Annotated in this window: 20 protein-coding genes; 5 read left to right on the plus strand and 15 right to left on the minus strand. The window is 71.2% G+C overall.

Translation table 11 applies throughout. The features are described from left to right. Together DIZ27_RS23395 and argC are read right to left on the minus strand one after the other, a co-directional pair. The coding region (locus DIZ27_RS23395) for a bifunctional ornithine acetyltransferase/N-acetylglutamate synthase (RefSeq protein ID WP_181383656.1) at nucleotides 1–217 on the minus strand (217 nt) is incomplete at its 3' end. After that, nucleotides 214–1,242: an N-acetyl-gamma-glutamyl-phosphate reductase gene (gene argC, locus DIZ27_RS23400; protein ID WP_109380422.1), complete on the minus strand. Its 1,029-nt coding sequence runs from the start codon at nucleotides 1,240–1,242 to the stop codon at nucleotides 214–216. The genes argC and DIZ27_RS23395, both read right to left, overlap by 4 nt. A 204-nt stretch (nucleotides 1,243–1,446) precedes the next feature. On the opposite strand from argC, the gene DIZ27_RS23405 reads away from it, so the two are divergent. Next, a complete protein-coding gene (locus DIZ27_RS23405) occupies nucleotides 1,447–2,313 on the plus strand; it encodes an AraC family transcriptional regulator (RefSeq protein ID WP_109380423.1) in 867 nt (288 codons plus the stop codon). 106 nt (nucleotides 2,314–2,419) lie between these two features. On the opposite strand, the gene DIZ27_RS23410 is transcribed toward DIZ27_RS23405, so the two are convergent. The 5 genes from DIZ27_RS23410 to DIZ27_RS23435 form a co-directional block, all read right to left on the minus strand. After that, the gene (locus DIZ27_RS23410; protein WP_109380424.1) at nucleotides 2,420–3,517 is read right to left on the minus strand and encodes a barstar family protein; all 1,098 of its coding nucleotides are present in this window, start codon (nucleotides 3,515–3,517) and stop codon (nucleotides 2,420–2,422) included. Nucleotides 3,518–3,648: 131 nt separating this feature from the next. Further along, on the minus strand, nucleotides 3,649–5,163 hold the full coding sequence (locus tag DIZ27_RS23415) for a hypothetical protein (RefSeq protein ID WP_109380425.1): 1,515 nt from the start codon (nucleotides 5,161–5,163) through the stop codon (nucleotides 3,649–3,651). 69 nt (nucleotides 5,164–5,232) lie between these two features. Further along, nucleotides 5,233–5,433, minus strand: coding sequence for a DUF397 domain-containing protein (locus DIZ27_RS23420; protein WP_109380426.1), 201 nt, complete (start codon nucleotides 5,431–5,433; stop codon nucleotides 5,233–5,235). Next, the gene (locus DIZ27_RS23425; RefSeq protein WP_109380534.1) at nucleotides 5,430–6,293 is read right to left on the minus strand and encodes a helix-turn-helix transcriptional regulator; all 864 of its coding nucleotides are present in this window, start codon (nucleotides 6,291–6,293) and stop codon (nucleotides 5,430–5,432) included. Before DIZ27_RS23425 ends, DIZ27_RS23420 begins: the two co-directional genes overlap by 4 nt. Nucleotides 6,294–6,634: 341 nt before the next feature. Continuing rightward, nucleotides 6,635–7,279: an alpha/beta hydrolase gene (locus DIZ27_RS23435; protein WP_109380427.1), complete on the minus strand. Its 645-nt coding sequence runs from the start codon at nucleotides 7,277–7,279 to the stop codon at nucleotides 6,635–6,637. A 203-nt stretch (nucleotides 7,280–7,482) separates the two neighbouring features. Here DIZ27_RS23435 and DIZ27_RS23440 point away from each other — a divergent pair, with 203 nt between their 5' ends. Next, nucleotides 7,483–8,037 (plus strand): DoxX family protein, encoded by a 555-nt coding sequence (locus tag DIZ27_RS23440; RefSeq protein WP_109380428.1) that lies wholly within the window; start codon nucleotides 7,483–7,485, stop codon nucleotides 8,035–8,037. A 73-nt stretch (nucleotides 8,038–8,110) separates the two neighbouring features. On the opposite strand, the gene DIZ27_RS23445 is transcribed toward DIZ27_RS23440, so the two are convergent. Further along, nucleotides 8,111–10,606 carry an alpha-L-arabinofuranosidase C-terminal domain-containing protein gene (locus DIZ27_RS23445; protein WP_109380429.1) on the minus strand — a complete coding sequence of 832 codons (2,496 nt, stop codon included), beginning with the start codon at nucleotides 10,604–10,606 and terminating at the stop codon, nucleotides 8,111–8,113. A 160-nt stretch (nucleotides 10,607–10,766) separates the two neighbouring features. Between DIZ27_RS23445 and DIZ27_RS23450 the strand changes: the two genes are divergently transcribed. After that, nucleotides 10,767–11,207: a DUF6314 family protein gene (locus tag DIZ27_RS23450; RefSeq protein WP_109380430.1), complete on the plus strand. Its 441-nt coding sequence runs from the start codon at nucleotides 10,767–10,769 to the stop codon at nucleotides 11,205–11,207. On the opposite strand, the gene DIZ27_RS23455 is transcribed toward DIZ27_RS23450, so the two are convergent. Beyond that, on the minus strand, nucleotides 11,189–11,782 hold the full coding sequence (locus tag DIZ27_RS23455; RefSeq protein ID WP_109380431.1) for a histidine phosphatase family protein: 594 nt from the start codon (nucleotides 11,780–11,782) through the stop codon (nucleotides 11,189–11,191). The two genes, DIZ27_RS23450 and DIZ27_RS23455, sit on opposite strands and share 19 nt — an antisense overlap. A 369-nt stretch (nucleotides 11,783–12,151) precedes the next feature. On the opposite strand from DIZ27_RS23455, the gene DIZ27_RS23460 reads away from it, so the two are divergent. Next, nucleotides 12,152–12,346 carry a DUF1918 domain-containing protein gene (locus DIZ27_RS23460; protein ID WP_109380432.1) on the plus strand — a complete coding sequence of 65 codons (195 nt, stop codon included), beginning with the start codon at nucleotides 12,152–12,154 and terminating at the stop codon, nucleotides 12,344–12,346. Between the two features lie 22 nt (nucleotides 12,347–12,368). Here the strand turns inward: DIZ27_RS23460 and DIZ27_RS23465 are convergent, their stop codons facing one another. Further along, nucleotides 12,369–13,628 carry a glycoside hydrolase family 10 protein gene (locus DIZ27_RS23465; RefSeq protein ID WP_181383657.1) on the minus strand — a complete coding sequence of 420 codons (1,260 nt, stop codon included), beginning with the start codon at nucleotides 13,626–13,628 and terminating at the stop codon, nucleotides 12,369–12,371. Nucleotides 13,629–13,881: 253 nt separating this feature from the next. Between DIZ27_RS23465 and DIZ27_RS23470 the strand changes: the two genes are divergently transcribed. Then, the gene (locus DIZ27_RS23470; RefSeq protein ID WP_109380433.1) at nucleotides 13,882–14,742 is read left to right on the plus strand and encodes a 3-hydroxybutyryl-CoA dehydrogenase; all 861 of its coding nucleotides are present in this window, start codon (nucleotides 13,882–13,884) and stop codon (nucleotides 14,740–14,742) included. 47 nt (nucleotides 14,743–14,789) lie between these two features. On the opposite strand, the gene DIZ27_RS23475 is transcribed toward DIZ27_RS23470, so the two are convergent. The 5 genes from DIZ27_RS23475 to pheS form a co-directional block, all read right to left on the minus strand. Next, entirely contained in the window at nucleotides 14,790–15,335 is a 546-nt protein-coding gene (locus DIZ27_RS23475; RefSeq protein WP_219933643.1) for an NUDIX hydrolase, read from the minus strand. 132 nt (nucleotides 15,336–15,467) lie between these two features. Further along, on the minus strand, nucleotides 15,468–16,808 hold the full coding sequence (locus tag DIZ27_RS23480; RefSeq protein ID WP_109380434.1) for a transcriptional regulator: 1,341 nt from the start codon (nucleotides 16,806–16,808) through the stop codon (nucleotides 15,468–15,470). A 275-nt stretch (nucleotides 16,809–17,083) separates the two neighbouring features. Then, complete coding sequence (locus DIZ27_RS23485; protein ID WP_109380435.1) at nucleotides 17,084–18,133, minus strand: PP2C family protein-serine/threonine phosphatase; 1,050 nt, start codon at nucleotides 18,131–18,133, stop codon at nucleotides 17,084–17,086. Nucleotides 18,134–18,372: 239 nt separating this feature from the next. Further along, nucleotides 18,373–20,883 carry a phenylalanine--tRNA ligase subunit beta gene (gene pheT, locus DIZ27_RS23490; protein WP_109380436.1) on the minus strand — a complete coding sequence of 837 codons (2,511 nt, stop codon included), beginning with the start codon at nucleotides 20,881–20,883 and terminating at the stop codon, nucleotides 18,373–18,375. Continuing rightward, nucleotides 20,883–22,004 carry a phenylalanine--tRNA ligase subunit alpha gene (pheS, locus tag DIZ27_RS23495; protein WP_109380437.1) on the minus strand — a complete coding sequence of 374 codons (1,122 nt, stop codon included), beginning with the start codon at nucleotides 22,002–22,004 and terminating at the stop codon, nucleotides 20,883–20,885. Before pheS ends, pheT begins: the two co-directional genes overlap by 1 nt. Nucleotides 22,005–22,060 lie beyond the last annotated feature (56 nt).

Consider the following 22,060-nt stretch of genomic DNA (forward strand, 5'->3'; position numbering starts at 1 on the left):
CASCGGAGTTGAGGACGACGGCGGCGACCTGGCCGCCCTTGAGCACCTGCTCGGACCAGAGCACGGGTGCGGCCTTGACGCGGTTGGCGGTGAAGACGCCCGCCGCGGCGCGGCGCGGCCCGTTGTTGACCACGAGGGCCAGGTCCGGATTGCCGTTCTCCTTGATCCCGGCGGCGATGCCGGCCGCCGTGAATCCCTTTGCTGCCGTCACACTCACGGCGCGACTCCGATCGTGGTCAGTCCGGTGGACTCGTCGAGCCCGAGGGCGATGTTCATGCTCTGCAGAGCGCCGCCCGCGGTGCCCTTGGTGAGGTTGTCGATGGCGCTGATCGCGATGATCCGCCCCGCGGCCTCGTCGTACGCGACCTGGATCTGGACGGCGTTGGAACCGTAGACGGCCGCCGTGGCGGGCCACTGGCCCTCGGGGAGGAGCCGGACGAAGGGCTCGTCGGCGAACGCCTTCTGGTAGGCGGCCCGGACGGACTCGGCGGTGACCCCGGGCCTGGCCTTGGCACTGCACGTGGCGAGGATGCCGCGGGGCATCGGCGCGAGGGTCGGCGTGAAGGAGACGGAGACCCGCTCCCCCGCCGCCGCGCTGAGGTTCTGGATCATCTCGGGGGTGTGCCGGTGGGTGCCGCCGACGCCGTAGGGCGACATCGACCCCATGACCTCGCTGCCCAGCAGGTGCGGCTTGGCCGCCTTGCCCGCGCCGGAGGTGCCGGAGGCTGCGACGATCACCGCCTCGGCCTCGGCGAGCCCCGCGGTGTAGGCCGGGACGAGGGCCAGCGAGACGGCGGTCGGGTAGCAACCGGGCACCGCGATGCGCTTGGACCCCTCCAGCGCGGCGCGGCCGCCCGGCAGTTCGGGCAGGCCGTAGGGCCAGGTGCCGGCGTGCGGGGAGTCGTAGAACCGCTCCCAGTCGGCGGCGTCGGCGAGCCGGTGGTCGGCGCCCATGTCGACCACGAGCACCTCCGGCCCGAGCTGCTCGGCGACGGCGGCGGACTGCCCGTGCGGCAGGGCGAGGAAGACGACATCGTGCCCGGCGAGCACGTCGGCCGTGGTCGCCTCCAGCACCCGCTCGGCGAGCGGCACCAGATGCGGCTGCAGGCTCCCGAGCCGCTGCCCGGCGTTGGAGTTCCCGGTCAGCGCACCGATCTCCACCCCGGGGTGCGCCAGCAGCAGGCGCAGAAGCTCCCCACCCGCATATCCACTGGCCCCGGCCACAGCCACCCGTACGCTCACGAAAACCTCCTCCTCGATGGCATGACTATACGTATATCCGCACGTTTATGCAATGCCGCACAGGGAGTACCGGGTGAGAGCGTCGTGGCGGGGCCGGCATGCGCACCCGACTCGATCGGGCACAGGATGTCGGGTCCGGCGGGACGCGTGCCGCCTAGCGTGTCGATCGCAAGCAAGAAGGAACAAGAAGGAAGGAGACCGGGCGTGCTGGAGCGGCTCAACCAGGCCATGGAGCAGATCGAGCACGGTCTCGACCGGCCCGTCGATGTGGCGGGGCTGGCACGCACCGCGATGACCTCGGAATACCACCTGCGCCGGATGTTCTCCGCGCTGGCGGGCATGCCGTTGTCGGAGTACGTCCGGCGTCGGCGGCTGACCGTCGCGGGTGCCGAGGTGCTCGCCGGCCGTGAGTCGCTGCTGGAGATCGCGGTGCGCTACGGCTACGGCTCGGGGGAGGCGTTCGCGCGGGCGTTCCGCGCCATGCACGGTGTCGGTCCGGGCGAGGCCCGGCGCACCGGCTGCGCGCTCGTCTCCCAGCCCCGGTTGACCTTCCGCCTCACCGTCGAAGGGAGCAGCAGCATGCGCTATCGCGTGATCGACCGTCCGGCCTTCACCGTTGTCGGCCTCAAAGCCCGGGTGCCACTGGTGCACTCGGGGCCGAACCAGGCGATCATCGACTTCGTCCGCGGCATCGAACCGCGGACCGTGGAGCGCCTGGAGCAACTGTCGGACCAGGAGCCCCAGGGCATCGTCGCGGTCTGCGACGACCTGGACCCCAGCCGCGCCGAGGGCACCGAACTCGACTACTACCACGGGGTGATCACGTCGGCGGCCGCCCCCGAGGGAACCACGTCACTGGCCGTCCCGACCGGCACCTGGGCGGTCTTCACCACCTCCGGGCCGGCCCCGCAGGCCATCCAGGAGCTGTGGCGGGACGTGTTCACCCAGTGGTTCCCGTCGAACCCGTACCGCAGCCGCCCCGGCCCGGAGCTCCTGCGCACCCGCCTATCACCGGACAAGGCCGAAGCCGACGCCGAATTGTGGCTCCCGGTGGAGCGGGAGCAGGGGTGAACACGGCACCGGGCCCGTGGCCGTCGAACGGTACGAACGCTTCAGCCGACAGCACGGGCCGGCTGGGCCGAGGCGCTCGGTTCGGACGTGGACGGCCGGCCACGCATCACACCAGGCTGACCCGCATGCCGCCCTCGGCCAGGACGTCGAGGACCTCGGCGAACAGGTCCAAGGGCCGGCCACGAGGTGTCAGGGTCCGGGACAGGTACTCGCGTGCGGTCGCGGAGTGCCGCCAGAGCAAGGTCGCGGGGGCCGTGTAACCGAAGGAGCCGCGCAGGCAGTCCGTGAGGGCGTCGAGACAGCCTCCGAAATAGCCGCCCGGCCCGTTCACCGCCTCGCCGAGCGCCAGGTAGAGGCCCGGTTCGTCGGTGATCTGCCGGCCGTCGAGTTCGTAGGCGTGGCCAGTCCGCCGGTCACGGTGGGTACGACGGCAGGCCCGGTCCCGGGCCAGGTCGAGCCAGACCTCGCGACGCCGCGTGTCGAGTCCGGCCCAGGCGCCAAGGGTGTCCGGCGGCCCGGCGAGCCATCGTTCCCAAACTGAGTGCGCGTACGTGGGAACAGGGGTGAAGAACTCTCCGTCGAGCTCCAGGTCGATCAGGTCCGCCCCGTAGGAGGACGGGCCCCAGCCACGGACGGTGGTCCACAACAACCGATCGGTGAGCGGTTCGCCTCGGGCATCCCGTATCTCCAGCGCGGCCTGTTCCAGGTCCAGCGCCCGCCGGGTGCCCGTCCTCAGTGCCGTTCTCAGTCGATCACCCTGGGCCAGCCCTTGCAGGACGAGTGGGGGCGCCGTTCTCTCCGGCGGCAGGACGCGGGCGTATTCCCGGCAGGAGCCCAGCCACCGACTCCCGTCATGCACACGAACGGGGCCCCGGTATCCCCCGGGCGGGCCTTCGTAGTCGTCCTGGCCGGTGAGAACGAGACTGTCCGATCCGGGAAGCAGTCCGAGGCTCTCCGCGTCCTCCAGCAGCCAGGGTTCGAGTGCCCCGTCATCCGGTACCAGCCACACCCTGCTGCCCACCCAGCCCCGCACGTCGCCGTTCTCCGGAATCCAGCCGAACAGTTCGTACGTCCCGCGCCGGGGCTCACCGAACAGCCCGTCCACTGTCTCGCACACACCCCAGATGTGGCCATGGTCTGTGTCCGTGAGCTCGTACCGCTCGCGCCCTCGATGGTCGCTTTCTCCATGCACTTGAGTGATCATGCCCGTACCGGCTTTGCCGACGAAGCCGTTTTTGTCGCAGCGGGTTGACGTAGGTTCAAGCCTGAGCACTCCAGTCGGTAGGCGGCCCTCAAACGGGTGAGGCCGAGCGTTCGGCAGGGCAGGCGGGGCATTCACAGCTGGGGAACGAGGTCTGACATCACGGCAAGCGGCAGCGCCGGGTTGGCCGCCGCCGCTTCCACCACCTGCGAGTCGGCGTCGGTGAGCAGTTCCACGATGACCGGCGGCGGGAGAGTCGGATGGACGGCCGCCATGGGTCTCGCTTGCCTGTCCGCCAGGCAGGCGAGCAGTGCTCGGGCTGTCGCGTTCCGGTGCCGGGCGATCTCGCGGAAGGCCTTCTGCGCCGGTGGTTCGTGCCGGGTCAGGTGCTCCAGCAACGCCGGACTCGCTTCCGGGTTGGCCGCCACCTTGGCCAGGACCCGGACTCCGTGGCGGTCGAGCATGGCGCGCAACTGAACTTCGGTGAGGCCCGGGTGCGGAGCGACGGATTTGGCCACTTTCGCGTCGACGTCACCGGCCAGCGCGTCGCGGATCTCAGGCGGTAGGTCGCGTCGTTGACCCACGAGCATGCGCACGGCCGGGTTCGGTGACTGGGCCAGCTGCCGAACCTCACCGGGCGACGCGGCAGCGATCCGTGGCAGCAGACTGGCGCCGATCCTGGTGTCGTCGGCCAGGTGGACGAGTACGTCGAGCGACACATTCGGGTTGCCCGCGAGCCTGCGCCGTACGTCGTGGTCATGGTCGTCGGCCAGGGTACGCATCAGAGCGACGTCGATCGCGGGGTTCCCGGCGAGGTCGGCCCGGACACCGGGGACAGGGTCTGCGGCCAGTCGCCGGTACACCTCCGTGGGCAGACCGGGGCGCGTGGCAAGCGTCCAGCGCAGCAGCATCGAAGGATGGTCCACGAAACCGACCACCGCTTCGGTGGGTGTCCCCGGATTCCGCAACGCGGCCTCCTGGATCTCACACATCGTGGACTCGTGGGAACCGTCGCAGGAGGCGCCCGGCGGCAGATCGCAGTCGGGCCGCGGACACTGCGGCTCATGCACGAAGGGCGGCGCTTCACGGTCGCAGACCAGGCATCGACGCGGCGGAGGCAGCTCCTCGCCGATGAGCGCTGCAAGTACGTCCGGGGGCGTCGCCTCGTTGGCGGCCACCGCACGGCGGACCTCGGCGTGCGGATGGCCGGCAAGTCTGGTGGTCATGTCGGGCGTGGTCCACAACGCCAGCTCCGTGACGACGCGGATATCCGAGTCCGCGGCGAGAGTCTCCCTCACATCCGCCGGAAGGCCGGGGCAGGCGGCGAGTTTCTCCCGGTGCTCCAGAACCGGATCGGCTGCGAAGCGGCGTGCCCATTCCGGGGTGCCGGCTCGCTTTTCGAGCAGGGCGAGGGCGGCACGCGGCTGTGTCACCGGATCGACGTCGGCGACGGTCAGCAGGCCTTTGTACGCAAGCCGCACACCGCTCTCCGGAACGCGCGCGGCCACCGCGGCCGCCTGCGCACGGCTGAGATCCTTCCGAGCCGCGAGGCTCTCGGCGATGTCGTCGTCCGCGACCGCGATCAGTCGGTCGACCAGCTCGGCCGGCAGGGCCGGATTGGCGGCGAGCCCGCACAGGAGTTGATCCACGGAGGTCATCCTGCATCTGCCCCTGACACCGTGCCAGGGGCAGGGGTCAACAGACCGCAGAGACAGGCCCTACAGGGACGTGAACCCGACGAACGCCGACCAGGCTGCGGGGTGGACCGAGACACCGGGGCGGCGTATGTCCTTGGAGTCGCGTACATGGATTGCGTGTGGGCAGGACGCCACCTCGACGCACTCGCCGCCTTCCTCACTGCTGTAGCTGCTCTTGACCCACAGAAGCCCAGACGTGTGCTCCCGTGCCCTGGCTTTCATAGCTCCCCCAGCAGTTTCTCAACGTGGCTGAGCGACGCCCGAGGCGTGAGCGCCTGTGCTCGCAGAATGCCGTACTTGACCTCAAGGCCCTTCACGGGCCGTCGCTCAGTGTGTACATGGCTGACGTTCTGAACCTCGACATAAGCGATCCTGCGCCCTTCGGCCGTCTCGATCAAGGTGAAGGGACCGGCCATTCCAGCATTCTCCTCGCTCCCCAGCGACATGACCTGGATCTCAACCGTCGGCTTCCGCCCAGCCAGCAGAATGTGTTCCAACTGGCCACGCAACACCTCCCGGCCGCCGATCGGCCTTCGCAGCACGGACTCGTCGATGACGAAGCTCATCAGCGGCTGAGGGCTCTTGCCGTAGACCTCTTGACGCGCCAGGCGTGCCGCGACTCGTCGGGCAATGGCGTCCTCGTCGAGTGGCGGACGCATCATGCCGAACACCGCCTGCGCGTACTCCTCCGTCTGCAGCAGCCCCGGTACCGCCTGATTCGCGTACACGTGCAGTTCGACCGCTTCCGCCTCCAGCCGCGCCGCGTCCCGGAAGAACGCCGGATACTGCGCCCGCGCGATCTCCTCCTTCATCTCCTGGAGGACACCGCCCGCGTCCAGGAGTTCGTCCGCCTGATCGATGAACTTCGGCGGCGGGATCCGGCGGCCCTGTTCGTACGCGGCGATCGTCGAGGCCGAGTAACCCGTCATCGAACCGAACTCAGGCCGTTCCAGGCCCGCCCGGCCCCGGAACCGCTTCAGCTGCCGCCCGAAGACACGCAGGATGCCGGAGCTTGCCCCCGCATCCCGTTCGCCTTCCTCCGTACCGGGCTCTTCGACAGCCCGTCCCATCAGATCGCTCATGTGCATCATCACCGCCTCTCCCGTCAACGCGGCTCCGCGTCGAAGCGACACGCTCCGCCCCGCCCACACGCACCGACGAGCGACGTACAGCGACCAGACGTGTGCGCACCGTTCACCTCGTCGCGCGAGCGCTCGTCCGTACCCCGCTTGAGAAGCAAGCCGCCACTTGCCTGTGGTGTCGGCTATGGCGGATTCACCCAGGAGCCGCTGGAAATAGGCCAGGCCACCCCTGCGGTCCTGGACGGTATCTGCGGCAATCTGATTCACATCGAGCACAGCACGCAGGGACCTGCGAAGGCGGGCAGCGGGTCCTCTCTCCACCGCCCCAGGCCTCGTCCCCCTCAGGCCGCACCCTCCCACGCGCGCCGCAGGAAGGCCGAGGCGTCCGCCAGTTCCGGGAGGGTGATGCCGTGGCCCTGGCCCGGGTAGCGGCGTTCCTCGAGGTGTGCGCCGGACTCCTCGCGGAGCCAGGCGCCGGTCCGGGTGACGAGGTCGGCGGGGATCACCTGGTCCGCGGTGTCGCGGCCCCAGAAGACCGGCACCCCGGTCAGGCGGCCCTGCTCCTCGGGCAGACCCGCGTCCCACGGCAGGGTGCCGGACAGGAGGACGGCGGCGGCGAACCGCTCCGGGCGGGCGAGCAGCAGGCCGCCCGCCATGGCCATGCCGCCGGAGAAGCCGAGCAGTGAGACCGACGTGTGGCCGGCGGCCTCGGTGTCGAGCCAGCGGAAGAGCCAGTCGGCGGTGGCCGCGATGGAGTCGGGCAGGGGGCGCCCGATCCCCCGGTTGGCGAACCACGCGTATCCGCCGCCCTCGGCCAGCGGGGCGCGCACGAAGGCCATCGTGGCCTCCTGCGGCAGATGCGGCGCGAGCTGCGCGAACGACGCCTCGTCCGCTCCCCGCCCGTGCAGGGCGACGACGAGCGGCGTGCCGGGCCTGCGGTCGGGTTCGACGGACCAGCCGACCGTGGGTGCGGCGGTGTGGGGCATGGCGGCGGCTCCTTGGGTGGCGTGGGGCAGACACGGGTTTCGGCTCGGGGCCGAGCACGGTCGAGCGTACTCGCACTGCTTGAAAGTTGAAGCAAGGGTCATGGCTGGGTTAGCTTGAAGCTTCAAGTTTGTCGGGGCGGGCGTCGCTCAGTGCCGCGCGGCGCCCCCACCGTCTTCGCCGTCCCCTTCCGAGGAGTCCCCCCATGGCCAGTGCCACCACCTTGTCCCGCCCCGCCGCCGCGACGTCCGGCCAGGAGGGCCCCGCCGCCCCCGCCCGCGCCTACGACATCGGTCTGCTGGTCCTGCGTCTCGTGCTCGGTCTGACGATGGCCGTGCACGGCGCCCAGAAGCTGTTCGGCTGGTTCGGCGGGGGCGGTGTCGAGGGCACCGGCATGTTCTTCGGGTCCCTCGGCTACCCCTCGCCCGAGGCGTTCGCCGTCGTGGCCGGGCTCACCGAGACCCTCGGCGGGCTCGGACTCGCGCTCGGTCTGTTCACCCCGCTCGCCGCAGCGGCCGTCGCCGGCACGCTGGTCAACGCGATCGCCGTGAAGTGGGGCGGCGGCTTCTTCGCCCCGGAGGGCGTGGAGTACGAGCTCCTCATCACCCTGGCCGCGGTGGCGCTCGCCCTGACCGGCCCCGGCCGGATCGCCGTGGACCGGCTGCTGCCCTGGCTGCGCACGCACCGCCTCACGTACGGCGTCGCCGCGGTCGTGCTCGGCGCCGTGGTGGCCGGCGTCACCCTGCTGCTGCGCCACTGACCCGGCGGGCGGTACCCCGGTCGGCGCCGGGTGCGGGCCGCCGTCTCCGTGACGGCGGCCCGCACCCTGACCACTACCGCTGCTTGATCCGCAGGAACGTCACCGAGTGCGCCGGGAACGTGTACGTGAACCTGTCGGACACGCCCCGGAGCGTGGACGTCACCGGGGTCACCGGCGTGTCCGTCTCGGTGTTCACCGCGTCCGCGTCGGCGGCCAGCGTGGTGACCCGGGCGGTGGAGGCGGTCCTCACGCCACCGAGGTCGATCGCCGTGCGGGCCTCGGCCGGCTGGGCGTTGACGACCTTGACGATCAGGTCACCGGTCCGGTCGTCCTCGGTGACGACCTGACGGAACGGCTCGGCCGGCTTGTCGTCGGTGAAACCTCCCCATTCCTGACCGTCGAGGTAGAGGGTCACCTGGCGGCCGCGCACCTTGATGTCGATGTCGTAGGCGCGGCCCGTCTCGATCGAACCAGCTTTGGAGATCAGCGTCGACTTGCCGCCGTCCACGGCCTGTTCGACCGCGGACCGGGTGTTGTTCCAGCCACCCAGGTTCCACCAGTAGTAGGTGCCGGTGTCCTTGACCCCGAAGGCGACGAGGAAACCTTCCTTGCCGGATTTCTTGGTCGCCCTCACGTGCAGGTCGTAGTTCTGCCAGGCCGGGTCGCCCGCCGTGACCATGGTGTTCTCGGCGGTCGCGTCGGTCTGGAGGTACTGCCCGTCCTGGACGGTCCAGCTGCCGCCCCCGGTGTGCGTCCACTGCGCGGCGCCGTCGGAGAAGTCGTCGCCGAGCAGCGGCGTCCCGTCGGCGGCGGTCACCCGTACGTCGTCGTAGGCAGCGCTGGTGGCCCAGGTCGACAGGCCGACGGCACCGGTGAGGGGACCGCTGACGTCCGGTGTGCCGCTCGCCTCCGAGGGGACCACGCGGTCGCCGACGTTGGTCATGAACAGCTTCTGGACCTCGTAGTCGGCCGAGCCCCACGAGGCGTGGTTGTTGAACCAGATCATGTCCGGCGACCACTGGACGTAGTCCTCGTTGGCGAGCAGCGGCGCGTACGAGGCGAGTTCGACGACGTCCGCGTTGCGTTCCAGGCCGGTCATGAACGCGGCTTCGGCCAGGCCGTTCTTCCAGGCGTTGCCCTGTGAGGCGTACTCGCCGAGGAAGACCTTCGGGCCGCCGCGGTCGTAGGAGTCGTAGCGGTCGTTGTTCTGCAGGAACCAGCGCGGGCTGTTGTAGTAGTGCTCGTCGACCATGTCGACGTCACCCTCGCGGTTGAGCTGCCAGGCGGTGTCGAAGGTCGTGCCGGAGTCGTCCGGGCCGGAGTTGGAGATGACGGTGATGTCCGGGTACTCGGCCTCGATGGCGGCCCGGAAGCGCTGGAAGCGGGCGAAGAACTCGTGCGGCAGGTTCTCCTCGTTGCCGACCCCGATGTGGGTGAGGCCGAAGGGTTTGCGGTGCCCCATCTCGGCGCGCACCTTGCCCCAGGTCGAGTTCGCCGGGCCGTTGGCGAACTCGATCAGGTCCAGGGTGTCCTGGATGTGCCGCTTCAGCAGCGCCTCGTCGTCAGTGGCCCGGTTCTGGCCGCATCCGGTGACGAGGGCGGGCACGACGGGCAGCGGCATCGCGCCGACGTCCTCGGCGAAGCGGAAGTACTCGTAGTACCCGAGGCCGTAACTCTGGTTGTATCCCCAGAAGTTGGCGTTGGTGGCTCGTTCCTCCACCGGCCCGACGGTGTCCTTCCACTGGTAGGAGCGCTTGCGCTGCCAGCCGGAGGCCTCGCTGTAGTCCTCCATGGAGCCGGTGTTGACCAGGCAGCCGCCGGGGAAGCGCACGAAGCCGGGTTTCAGGGCGGCGATCTTCTCGGCGAGGTCCTTGCGCAGGCCGTTCGGCTGGTTCTTGTAGGTGTCGCGCGGGAACAGGGACACCATGTCGAGGGCCGCGTCGCCGGAGGAGGCGACGGCGAGACGGCCGCGGTTGCTGGTGCGGGTCGCGGTGAAAGTGGCCTTGTACTGAACCCAGTCGCCCTTGGCGGCCACCCGTCGGGCGGTCCCGAGCTCGCCGACGGCGTCCTTGAGCGTGGCGGTGAGGGTGGTGCCTCTCTCGGCCCTGGCCCAGACGGAGAAGTCGTAGCGCTTGCCCCGCTCCACCCGGAGGCCGGTGTTGTAGCCGGTGTTCGTGACGGAGGAACCCGCCGCCAGGGAGAGGTAGTTGCGGTTGCGTTCGTTGAGCCGGCCGGAGTCGTTCCGCACCTCGGCCGTGCCGCCGACCGTCCAGGAGGTCAGGGGTGTGTAGGAGCCGTGGTCGGCGGTGGAGTACTCGAAGGACCTGTTCTGCACGAGTTCGGCGTACAGCCCGCCGTCGGCGGCCCGGTTGATGTCCTCGAAGAAGACGCCGTACATCGTGTCGCCGATCGCGGCGCCCTCGGCGCCCGGGTCGACGGTGATCGTGTAGTCGGTGACGTCCTCGGCGTGCGCGGGGGCGGGCGGCAGGGCCGCGGCCGTCAGTAACGCGGTGGCGGTGAGACCGGTTCTGAGATGGGCGCGAGTGCGGGTGCGGGCGGTGCGTGACATGGATACTCCGCGGCTCTCTGGGAGGGGTGGAGCTTCACTGGACCATTCAGGTTGTTCGATATTTCGAGCGACGGTCAGCACTTCGAACGGCAAGATAGGGAGGAGGCAGGAGCACGTCAATGGTGCGTGCGGCGACGGACACAAGGGGGAACGCGACGGAATGGGCGAGTTCTGGCCGGTACCGGACGCACTGACCTATCTCGGCGGACGCTGGCGGGTGACCCGGACCGTGCGGGACCTCGCGAGCGGCGACCTGGGGCGCTTCGAGGGAACCACGCTTTTCAGCCCGCTCGAGGGCGGCGGCCTGCTGCACCAGGAGTCCGGCACCTTCACCTGGCGGGGTGTCCCCCGGCCCGCCGAACGCACCCTGCGCTTCCTCCCCGGACCCGGCGGCGTGGTGGACGTGCGGTTCGCGGACGGCCGGCCGTTCCACGACCTGGATCTCTCGACGGGCCGGTACGTCGCCGACCACCCCTGTGCCGCGGACCTCTACCGGGGCGAGTTCACCGTCCGCGACGAGGACCACTGGCGGACCCTCTGGCGGGTGCGCGGCCCGGCCAAGGACCTGGAGCTGGACACCGGCTACGGGCGTGTGCGCTGAGGGGAGACACCCTCGATGCGCAGGCTCCAGCGGCCCGCCTGCCCGGTGACGCTGACCCGCGACAGCGCGCGGACGTCGATGTTCCAGTAGGTCGCGGGCGGCGCCTTCAGTGCGTACACCAGCGCGGCGCGGATCACGGAGGGCTCGGCCACCGCCACCACCCGGAAGTTCTCCTCCAGCGGCCGGGTGTCCAGCCAGCCGCCCACGCGGGTGATGAAGTCCAGCAGCGACTCCCCGCCGTGCACGGTGGCCCGCGGGTCGGCGAGCCAGGCGTCCACGGCCTCCGGCTCCCGGGCCATCGCCTCGCCCAGGGTCAGCCCGCGCCAGCGGCCCATGTCGCAGTCGCGCAGGGCGAGCTGGACCAGCGGGGCGTAGCCGAGCCCGTCCCCGGTGGCACGGCTGCGCGGGTTCGGCGAGCAGTAGCGCAGGTCGGCCGCGGCGAGTGGCAGCAGCTCATGGGCGACGCGCTGCACCTCGCTCCACCCGGCCCGGTCGAGTGGCCGGTCGTCCTCGAAACGCTCGGTCAGCCGCGAGGAGCTCCCCGCTGCGGCAACGAACGTGACCCGAAGTGCCATGCGGCGATCGTCGGCCCCCCGGGGTGAGCAAATCAAGGGGTCCGGCCGGGGTGTTACCGAGCGTCCCTCAGGCATGGAGCACAGATCACGACCTGCCGGACAAGTGAGGTGAAACGTCTGCCCCTTCGCCCCGCTGCCCTCACTCGAGCAGACATGGCCTTCATGGCCGAATACTCGCAGGCCACCCGGCTGGGACGAGTGCTTTCCCCGGCACCTCACTCATCCCAGCACCTCGTCGCAGGCAGCGTGCGGTCGCCGCCCGGAATCCGGAGCGCGGGGCCGCTCCCGTGCGGGGCGTGCCGGGTGGCGCGCCGCGCCGTAGACTCGAAGCCACGGACCGCTGCTCCCGCACTTGGTGAGGAGACCCCGATGCGCGCAACTGTGGGCGACCAGCTTGTCCAGCACGGCAGGGTGGTCGGTCAGCACGACAAGGTGGCCGAGATCGTCGAAGTGATGGGCCAGAAGGGCGACCCGCCCTACCGCGTCCGCTTCGAGGACGGGCACGAGGCCGTGTGCTCACCCGGCCCCGATTCTGAGATCCGGCACAAGAACCGTCAGCGATGACCCGGCGACCGCCGGTGGTGGATCAACGTGGGGGTGTCGCTGGCCGCCCGTAGTGGTCGGCGACCACCCGCGCCATCGCGCCGACCGGGTCGGTGCTCAGTTCCCGGGCGGCGAAGAAGACGTGCCCGCGCACCTGCGGGTGCTCCTCGGCGAGCGTGAGGTGCCGGGAGAGTTCGGCCGGATCCTGCCAGGGGGCGGGCTGCGCCGGGTCGCCCGCCTTGTAGAGCGCCTCGCCCACGTACAGCTGTGTCCCGGAGCCCTCCACGGCCGCGGACCACCAGGCCAGCAGCTTCGCGTAGTCGGCGGCGGCAAAGCCGATGTTCCAGTAGAGCTGGGGGCAGATGTAGTCGATCCAGTTCTCCCGCGCCCACCGGCGGGTGTCGGCGTGCAGATCGTCGTAGGTCTGCACGCCGGCCCGGGTTTCTGAGCCGAGCCGGTCGGTTGCCGCGTTGCGCCACACCCCGAAGGGGCTGATGCCGAAGCGGGTGCCGGGCCGGATCTCCCGGACGCGGGCCGCCGTCTCGCGCACCAGCCGGTCGATGTTGTCCCGCCGCCAGGCCGCCCGGTCGGGGAAGGCGCCACCGTGGGCGTCGTAGGCGGTGTCGTCGTCGAAGCTCTGCCCCGGCACGGGGTACGGGTAGAAGTAGTCGTCGAAGTGGACCGCGTCGACGGGATACCGGCGCACCGCGTCGAGCATCGCCTCCACGGCGAAGGCGCGGACCTCGGGCAACCCGGGGTTGTAGTAGAGCTTTCCGCCGTACGGGACCACCCAGCCGGGGTTCCGGCGGGCCGGGTGCGTGGCGGCGAGCCGGGTGGGGTCGGTGTGCGGGGCGACCCGGTACGGGTTGAACCAGGCGTGCAGTTCCAGGCCGCGGGCGTGGGCCTCGGTGACGGCGGTGCCCAGCGGGTCCCAGCCGGGATGCGTGCCCTGGGTGCCGGTGAGGTACGCGGACCAGGGTTCGTACGGGGACGGCCACAGGGCGTCGGCCGTGGGCCGTACCTGGAGGATCACGGTGTTGAGCCGGTTGCGGACGGCGGTGTCGAGGTGGGCGATCAGCTCGGCCCGCTGCCGGTCGGCGCTCAGTCCCGGACGCGACGGCCAGTCCCGGTTGGCCACGGTCGCCAGCCACACGCCCCGCATCTCCCCCGCCCTCGCTCCCCGGCCCCCCGCCGCACCCGAGGGCACGGGGCCCGGCCGGGCCGGGGTGGCCGAGGCCGCCGTCATCATCGTCGCTGCCGACAGCGCCACCGTCGCGAACGCCCTGCGTGACACTCGTCCCATTTCACACCTGCCACAAAAGCCGCGATCCGCCCGATCACGGACCGTTCCGTGCTCAGCATGCCCGCCCCGCACGATCGATCATCGATCCTGCCGGGTAGCGTGCACGAACGGAGCAGGACGCCGCGACCCGGCACCCCTGCCGGAGCCGCAGAGCGAAGTCGCAGAGCAGAGCCGTGGAACTGGGCGGCGGAACAGCGGTAGAACAGAGCCGTAACAGCGCAGACGAACCGCGCAGGGAAGCGAAAGGGACGATGTGACCGACATCGAACGCGTCGGAGTGGTGGGCTGCGGCCAGATGGGCGCGGGAATCGCCGAGGTGTGCGCTCGCGCCGGACTGCACGTGATGGTCGCGGAGACCACCGGCGAGGCCCTGGAGATCGGCCGTACCCGGCTGTACAACTCCCTCACGAAGGCGGCCGAGCGCGGCAAGATCACGGCGGAGGAGCTGGAGGCCGCCCAGGCCCGGCTGAGCTTCACCACGGACCTCGGCGAGTTCGCCGACCGCGACCTGGTGATCGAGGCCGTCGTCGAGAACGAGCAGGTCAAGACGGAGATCTTCCAGGTGCTCGACCAGGTGGTGACCCGGCCGGACGCCATCCTGGCCTCCAACACCTCCTCCATCCCGCTGGTGAAGCTGGCGGTCGCCACCTCGCGGCCCGACCACGTCATCGGCATCCACTTCTTCAACCCGGCCCCCGTGCAGCAGCTGGTCGAACTGATCCCGGCGCTCACCACCTCCGAGGGCACGATCAGCCGGGCGCAGATCTTCACCGAGAAGGTGCTGGGCAAGCACGCGATCCACGCCCAGGACCGTTCCGGGTTCGTCGTGAACGCGCTGCTGATCCCGTACCTGCTCTCCGCGATCCGGATGTTCGAGTCGGGCATCGCCAGCCGTGAGGACATCGACAACGGCATGGAGATGGGCTGTGCCCACCCGATGGGCCCGCTGAAGCTGTCCGACCTGATCGGCCTGGACACGGTGGCCTCGGTCGCGCACTCGATGTACGAGGAGTACAAGGAGCCGCTGTACGCCGCTCCCCCGCTGCTCCAGCGCATGGTCGACGCGGGCCGTCTGGGCCGCAAGAGCGGCTCCGGCTTCTACAGCTACGGCTGAGAGACGCTTCGTGGCCCGGCGCCCCGACGGGTGCCGGGCCGTCGGCGTCAGGGCCTGCTGTCCTGGCCGAGCCTGAGATGGTGCAACAGCAGTAACGCGGCCGCCATGTTGGCGGCCGGGACCTCGCCGCGGGCGACCAGGTCGGGGACCACCTTCAGCGGCACCCACTCCCGGCGGTCCGACTCGAAGTCGTCCACCGGGTGTCCGACGTATTCGCCCTCGTCGGCCCAGTAGATGTGGTGCCGGGCGTCGGTGAGCCCGTTGGACGGCTCCACACTCATGAGGTGGTGCAGGGGCCCGGGCCGCCAGCCGGTCTCCTCCTCCAGCTCCCGGGCCGCCGCCCGGACGACGTCCTCGCCGTCCTCGACCACACCGGCCGCGAGCTCCCACCCCCAGCTGTCGGTGATGAAGCGGTGACGCCACAGGAGGAGGACCTCGTTGGCCTCGTTCACCACCGTGGCCACGGCGACGGGCCGCAGCCGGATGAGGAAGTGGTCGAGATGCCGGCCGTCCGGTAGTTCGACATCCGCGAGATTGACGCTGAACCAGCGGTTCGAGTACACAATTTGTTCGTTCTGCTTCGTCCATTGCACGGTTATGCCACCTTCCGCTGAGTGAGTGGCAATATCGCAGCAGCAGCGGTCCGGCAGCAGGCGCACAGGAGGCCGCCCGCGACGCAGCGGACGGCGCGACGCGGGCGCACTCCGCGGCCACCTGCGGCGGGCTTACAGCGGTACGCGCAGGGCACCGTCGATGAGTTCGGCCGCCTCGCCGGTACCGGCGCAGCCGTTGCGCACCAGGTGCTCGCGCACGGCGCGCAGCCTGTCGCGCAGCCGCTGCGACTCCATTCCACGGGCCTGCTCGGCCATCTGCACCGCGATGGCGACCGCTTTGTCGGCGTTGCCCTGCCGTAGTTCGATGGTGCTCAACATGGCGAGCCGGTGCACCCGCCCCCGGTCGTGCGCGGGGTTGTCGACGGCGGCGGCCGCGTGCTCGCCCGCCGCGGCCAGCTCGCCGAGGCTGAGCAACGCCTCCGCCACCTGCACGTTGACCAGGCCGGGTTGGACATAGCCGGTCTCGTCGGGTTCGTGGCCGCGCCGGATGCGCTCGGCGGCCTGCTCGGCGCGCCGGATGCAGGACAGCGCGCTCGTGCCGTCGCCGAGGTGCGCGTACGCCTTCGCCTGCATCGCGTACAGGTCGGAGGCGAGGGCGGGGGTGATGTGCTTGCCCGCGGCGCGCAGCGCGGCCTCCGCGAAGGCGACGGCCTGCCGGTACTCCCGCATGAACAGCGACTGGTTGACCAGAAGCGCGATCACGTACGCGCCGAGTCCACGGTCCCCGCTGGCCTTTGCCAGCCGGAGCCCCTGGTGGAAGTAGCGCTGGGCGAGGCCGTGCGCGTCGGAGTCGTACGCGCAGATCCCCGCGACCGCCACCAACCCGCCGGTGGCCCGGTGCAGTTGACGGCCGGTGGAGTCGGTGTAGCTGCCGCGCAGCAGCGGGGCGGCCTCGGTGTTGAGGAAACCGACGATGCGGGCGCGGGTCGCGACACCGCCGGCCTTGCGGTACATCTGCTCGTAGTGGGAGCGGGCGGAGCGCAGCATGTCCAGGTCGCCCGGTGTGACCCGGTGCCGGCCACCGCGTGAGACGTCCACGTCCTCGGGCGGGTTCTCCCACTCCCAGACGGGCATCACGGCGGGGGTGCCGGTGACCGCGGGCGCGCCCAGTACGTGCGGACGCCGCTGCTGGTCGGAGCGCCACAGTGCGGTGGCCCGCTCGACGAAGCCGGAGAGCGAACCGGGGTGCGGGGTGGACGGTCCGCCGGGGACACCGAGGCCGATGTCGTCGAGGGTGACCTGGCGGTGCAGCCGGACGGCCAGGACCTCGCAGATCAGGTCGGGCACCTGGCCGCGGGGCCGCTGCCCCTTCAACCAGCGTGCCACCGCGGTGTGTTCGTACCTGAGTGACAGTCCGCGTGCCCGGCCGGCCTGGTTGACGTGCGCGGCCAGACCGGCGTGCGAGATGCCGGCCTCGTCCAGGACCGCGTCGAGCAGAGTGTTGGGCTGCATGAGGTCCCCCGGAGGATCGGTGTCGACAGAGTAGTGGTCGGGTGTTCACACGGGGTGTGAACGGAGTGCCCGAATCCGCAGTGTGCGCGCGCTGTCGCGGGGAGTTCCCGGCCGGTTGACTGAGGTGCCTCGAAAGAGGCCGGCCGGGCCGCCGGCTCCCCCTCGTACAGCGCGGCGGCCCGTATCCGCGCCGTCCGCCCAGCTGCCTGCCCGACATTCCGTGGCGGGGCGGACGGCCCCGCCGGCTGCCCGCGCACACTGCGAGGGGGCGCACGCTATGCGGGGAACTGCTGGTGGCTCGCCGCGTGCGGGTCCGTCGTGATCGGCCGCGGGGATTCCGGCGCGATCGAGGGGGCGCGCGGAGACGGGCGCTCGTTCCTGAGGACCATGAGGGCGATGTCGTCCTTGGGTGGGCCGCCGGTGTGGCGGGTCAGCGCCGTGAGGACCGTGCGCAGGACCGCCTGCGGTGTACGCGGTGCCCCGCGCGCGGCGGCGGCGAGCACCTCCGGCAGCGGGAAGAAACGGCCGCCGGCGTCCCGCGCGTCCTCGGCTCCGTCCGTGTGCAGGACGAGCATGTCACCGGGCAGCAGTCGTCCGCAGGGGACGGTGGGGAGCTCGGCGGGCAGCGGGAACGGGCCCAACGGCGGGTGCGGATCGGCACGGGCGAGCGGTTCGACCCGCGCGCCGCTCAGCAGATGGGGCCAGGGGTGCCCGCAGTTGAGCGCCCGGACCTGCCCGTCCGGGAGGATCTCGAGCAGCAGTACGGTGACGAACTCCTCGGCGACCTGATGGCCGTCGGCGGCGCCGACGGCTGCCGAAAGGTGCTCGGCGCGGGCCCGCTCCCGCAGGTGCCGGTCCATCGCCCGCTCCAGCCGGCGCAGCACTCCGGCCAGGTCGGGTTCGTCGTACGCGGCCGCGCGGAAGCAGCCGAGGACGGCGGTGACGGTGGGGACGGCCCCGAGCCCGTGTCCGCGGACGTCGCCGATGACCGCCCGTACGCCGTACTCGGTGGCGCCCACCTCATACAGATCGCCGCCGAGCCGGGCACCCCGGTCGGCGGAGAGCTGGACGGCGGCGACCGTCAGTCCGTCGACGCGCGGCGGCGGCCGCAGCCTCCGCTGCGCGGTGCGGGCGATCGTGCGGGTCCGTCGCAGCTCCCTCAGCAGGCTCTGCCCGACGTGCAGCGCCAGTCCGGTGCCGATGGCGCTCAGAGCGGTGGGTGGCAGCCCGCGGGCGAGCGCCCGGCGCAGCGGGCAGTGGTCGGGATGCAACGAGGTGGTCCTGGGCCGCCCCGTGCGGGGTGCTCCAGCCTTGAAGCGGATCATGCCGATGGCCCCCCATTGTGGCCCAGACAGCGCAGACCGGCCTCGGAGAGGCCGGTCTGATTCTTTCGACCACACGATCCGATCCGGGCGTATCGCCCGAAAAGTCACCCGAACGAGTGAGGTGACTGGCGGTAACAGATACGTGAGAGAGCTACGTGCGTTCAGGAGCGCAGGGGGACTCGAGCACCCCGCGAAAACCCAAGGACCGGCCCCGAAGAGCCGGTCCTTGGGGGGACCCACTAGCCGCGAAGGACCGCCCCGGTGCGCTCGCCCGCGAGGGCGACCGCCGTCTCCCGGGCCGCGGACGCCTCGTCGACCGTCAGCGTCCGGTCGGGCGCGCGGAACCGCAGCGCGTACGCCAGGGACTTGCGCCCCTCACCCAGCTGCTCGGCGTTCTCGTACACGTCGAACAGGCGGATGGACTCCAGCAGTTCGCCGGCGCCCTCGCGCAGTGCCGCCTCGACGTCCGACGCCGGCACGAACGCGTCGACGACCAGCGCGACGTCCTGCGTGGCGACCGGGAAGGTGGAGATGCCCGGCGCCTGCGGGGTCTCGTCGCCGGCCTGCTCCAGGACGTCCAGGTCGAGCTCCATCGCGCAGCTGCGCGCGGGCAGACCCAGGGTCTTCAGCACGCCCGGGTGCAGCTCCCCGGCGTGCCCGATCACCCGCTCGGTGCCGTCGACGACGACCGCCAGCTCGGCGCAGCGGCCCGGGTGCCACGGGCCGTACCGGCCCTTGCGCACGACGAGTTCGGCGCCCGCCTCGGCGGCGACGGTGCGGGCGGCCTCGATCGCGTCGGCCCAGTCGGCCGGGCGGCCCGCGCCCCACCAGCCGGCCTGCTCGCGGGCACCGGCGAGGACCGCGGCCACGTGCCGCGGCTGGTCCGGCAGCGCCGCGTCGAGGCCGGCGAGCTCCTCGTCGGTGGGGCGCCGGTCCACCGGCAGCCGGACGGCGGTCCGCTGCTCCTCGCGCGGGAAGAAGACCAGGCCGGTCTCGAACAGGGCCAGGTCGTGCGAGCCGCGTCCGTCGTTGCGCCGCAGCGCGCCGAGCAGGCCGGGCAGCAGCGAGGTCCGCAGCGCGGGCTCCTCGTCGCTGAGCGGGTTGGTCAGCTTCACCACCCGGCGGGCCGGGTCGTCGGCGTCCAGGCCGAGCTGGTCGAAGACCTGCTCGCTGACGAACGGGTAGTTCGGCGCCTCGACGTATCCGGCGCCGGCCAGGGCCCGGCCGATCCGGCGGTGCAGCCGCTGCCGGGAGGTCAGCCCGCGGCCGGCGGGCGGCCTGGGCAGCGTGGCGGGCAGGTTCTCGTAGCCCTCGAGCCGGATGACCTCCTCGGCCAGGTCGTTCGGGTCGGTCAGGTCGGGCCGCCAGGACGGCACGGTGACGATCAGCTCATCTTGGCCGTAGACGTCGCAGCCGACCTGCTGGAGGCGGCGTACGACGGTCTCGCGGCCGTAGGCGACGCCCGCGACCTTGTCCGGGTGGTCGGCCGGGATGGTGATGGTGTGCGGCGCGGTCGGGGCGACGACCTCGGTGACGCCGGCCTCGGCGGTGCCCCCGGCGAGCAGCACCAGCAGGTCGACCGTGCGCTGCGCGGCAGCGGCGGCGGCCTGCGGGTCGACTCCCCGCTCGAAGCGCCGGGACGCCTCGGAGGACAGCTTGTGCCGACGGGCCGTGCGCGCGATCGACACCGCGTCGAAGTGCGCGGCCTCGATCACCACGTCGGCCGTGGCGTTCTCGACGTCGTGATCGGCGATCTCCGTGTTGGCGCCGCCCATGACGCCGGCGAGCCCGATCGGGCCGCGCTCGTCGGTGATCACCAGGTCCTCGCCGTCGAGGGTGCGCTGCACGCCGTCGAGGGTGGTGAGCTTCTCGCCCGGCTCGGCCCGGCGGACGCCGATGGTGCCCTGGACCAGGGAGCGGTCGTAGGCGTGCAGCGGCTGGCCGAGCTCCAGCATCACGTAGTTGGTGATGTCCACGGCGAGGGAGACCGGGCGCATGCCGGCCTTCTGCAGCCGGCGCTGGAGCCAGATCGGGGAGCGCGCGTCGGGGCTCAGACCGGTCACCGTGCGGGCGGTGAAGCGGTCGCAGCCGGCCGGGTCGGAGACCTTCACCGGGTAGCCGAAGGCGTTCGGTCCGGGCACGTCGAGCAGCGCCGGGTCGCGCAGCGGCAGACCGTAGGCGGTGGCGGTCTCGCGGGCCACGCCGCGCATCGACAGGCAGTAGCCGCGGTCCGGGGTGACGGCGATGTCGAGGACCTCGTCGACCAGCTCCAGCAGCTCGATCGCGTCCTTGCCGACCTCGGTCTCCGGCGGCAGCACGATGATGCCCTTGCTGCCGTCGTCGCCCATGCCCAGCTCGTCGCTGGAGCAGATCATGCCGTGCGAGACCTTGCCGTAGGTCTTGCGGGCGGCGATCGCGAAGCCACCGGGCAGTACGGCCCCGGGCAGGACCACGACGACCTTGTCGCCGGCCGCGAAGTTGCGGGCGCCGCAGACGATCTCCTGGGGCTCACCGGTGCCGTTGGCCTGGCCGACGTCGACGGTGCAGAAGCGGATCGGCTTCTTGAAGTCCTCCAGCTCCTCGATGGTCAGTACCTGGCCGACGACCAGGGGGCCCTTGAGGTCGGCTCCGAGGTGTTCGACCGTCTCGACCTCGAGGCCGGCCGAAATGAGTTTGGCCTGGACGTCGCGGCCGGTCTCCGTTGCCGGCAGGTCGACGTACTCCCGCAGCCAAGAAAGCGGGACCCGCATCAGATCTCCATCCCGAACGGCCGGGTGAACCGGACGTCACCCTCGACCATGTCTCGCATGTCCTCGACGTTGTGGCGGAACATCAGCATCCGCTCGATGCCGAACCCGAAGGCGAATCCGCTGTACTTCTCGGGGTCGACGCCGCAGGCGGTGAGCACCCGCGGGTTGACCATGCCGCAGCCGCCGAGTTCGATCCAGCCCTCGGAGGAGCAGGTGCGGCAGGGGCGGTCGGGGTTTCCGACGGACTCGCCCTTGCAGACGTAGCAGAGCATGTCCATCTCGGCGCTCGGCTCGGTGAAGGGGAAGAAGTTCGGCCGCAGCCTGGTCTTCATGCTCTCGCCGAACAGCGACTGCACCATGTGGTCCAGGGTGCCCTTGAGGTCCGCCATGGTCAGGCCCTCGTCGACGGCGAGGAGCTCCACCTGGTGGAAGACGGGGGTATGGGTCGCGTCCAGCTCGTCGGTGCGGTAGACGCGGCCGGGGCAGATGACGTAGACCGGCAGCTCGCGGTGGAGCAGGGTGCGGGCCTGCACGGGCGAGGTGTGGGTGCGCAGCACGACCCCGGACTCGGTGCCGCCCTTCGGGCCCTGCACGAAGAAGGTGTCGTGCTCACCGCGGGCCGGGTGGTCCGGACCGATGTTCAGGGCGTCGAAGTTGAACCACTCGGCCTCGACCTGCGGGCCCTCGGCGACCTCGTAGCCCATGGCCACGAAGATGTCCTCGATGCGCTCGGACAGCGTGGTCAGCGGGTGCCGGGCACCGGCCGGTACGCGGTCGTGGGGCAGTGTGACGTCCACTGCCTCCTCCACCAGTACGCGCGCGTCACGCTCGGCCTCGAGCTCGGTCTGACGGCCGGCGAGGGCCTTGTTCACGGCACCGCGCGCCTGGCCCACGCGCTTGCCCGCGTCGGCCTTGGCGTGCGGGGGCAGGGCGCCGATCTCGCGGTTGGCGAGGGCCAGCGGGGAGGCGGCGCCGGTGTGGGCGACCTTGGCCTCATGGAGCGCGTCGAGGGAGTCCGCGGCGGCGAAGGCGGCGAGCGCCTCGTCCCGCATGCGCTCGATCTCTTCTGGTTTCAACGCCTCGACCTCGACTGGGTCGTACGACTTATTGGGTGCCGACATCTCTTCCCGTACTTCCGTTTGGCTGGCTGATGGTTCCCGTCACCGGCTCGTGGACG

This window comes from Streptomyces sp. NWU339 (assembly GCF_003143855.1).
GTDB lineage: Bacteria > Actinomycetota > Actinomycetes > Streptomycetales > Streptomycetaceae > Streptomyces.

What these genes read in the sequence shown, in the direction of transcription:
- DIZ27_RS23410 (WP_109380424.1), bottom strand. Translation starts at nt 3,517, where the DNA reads ATGATCACTCAAGTGCATGGAGAAAGCGACCATCGAGGGCGCGAGCGG.
- DIZ27_RS23420 (WP_109380426.1), bottom strand. Translation starts at nt 5,433, where the DNA reads ATGAAAGCCAGGGCACGGGAGCACACGTCTGGGCTTCTGTGGGTCAAG.
- DIZ27_RS23425 (WP_109380534.1), bottom strand. Translation starts at nt 6,293, where the DNA reads ATGAGCGATCTGATGGGACGGGCTGTCGAAGAGCCCGGTACGGAGGAA.
- DIZ27_RS23435 (WP_109380427.1), bottom strand. Translation starts at nt 7,279, where the DNA reads ATGCCCCACACCGCCGCACCCACGGTCGGCTGGTCCGTCGAACCCGAC.
- DIZ27_RS23440 (WP_109380428.1), top strand. Translation starts at nt 7,483, where the DNA reads ATGGCCAGTGCCACCACCTTGTCCCGCCCCGCCGCCGCGACGTCCGGC.
- DIZ27_RS23445 (WP_109380429.1), bottom strand. Translation starts at nt 10,606, where the DNA reads ATGTCACGCACCGCCCGCACCCGCACTCGCGCCCATCTCAGAACCGGT.
- DIZ27_RS23450 (WP_109380430.1), top strand. Translation starts at nt 10,767, where the DNA reads ATGGGCGAGTTCTGGCCGGTACCGGACGCACTGACCTATCTCGGCGGA.
- DIZ27_RS23455 (WP_109380431.1), bottom strand. Translation starts at nt 11,782, where the DNA reads ATGGCACTTCGGGTCACGTTCGTTGCCGCAGCGGGGAGCTCCTCGCGG.
- DIZ27_RS23460 (WP_109380432.1), top strand. Translation starts at nt 12,152, where the DNA reads ATGCGCGCAACTGTGGGCGACCAGCTTGTCCAGCACGGCAGGGTGGTC.
- DIZ27_RS23465 (WP_181383657.1), bottom strand. Translation starts at nt 13,628, where the DNA reads ATGGGACGAGTGTCACGCAGGGCGTTCGCGACGGTGGCGCTGTCGGCA.
- DIZ27_RS23480 (WP_109380434.1), bottom strand. Translation starts at nt 16,808, where the DNA reads ATGCAGCCCAACACTCTGCTCGACGCGGTCCTGGACGAGGCCGGCATC.
- DIZ27_RS23485 (WP_109380435.1), bottom strand. Translation starts at nt 18,133, where the DNA reads ATGATCCGCTTCAAGGCTGGAGCACCCCGCACGGGGCGGCCCAGGACC.
- pheT (WP_109380436.1), bottom strand. Translation starts at nt 20,883, where the DNA reads ATGCGGGTCCCGCTTTCTTGGCTGCGGGAGTACGTCGACCTGCCGGCA.
- pheS (WP_109380437.1), bottom strand. Translation starts at nt 22,004, where the DNA reads ATGTCGGCACCCAATAAGTCGTACGACCCAGTCGAGGTCGAGGCGTTG.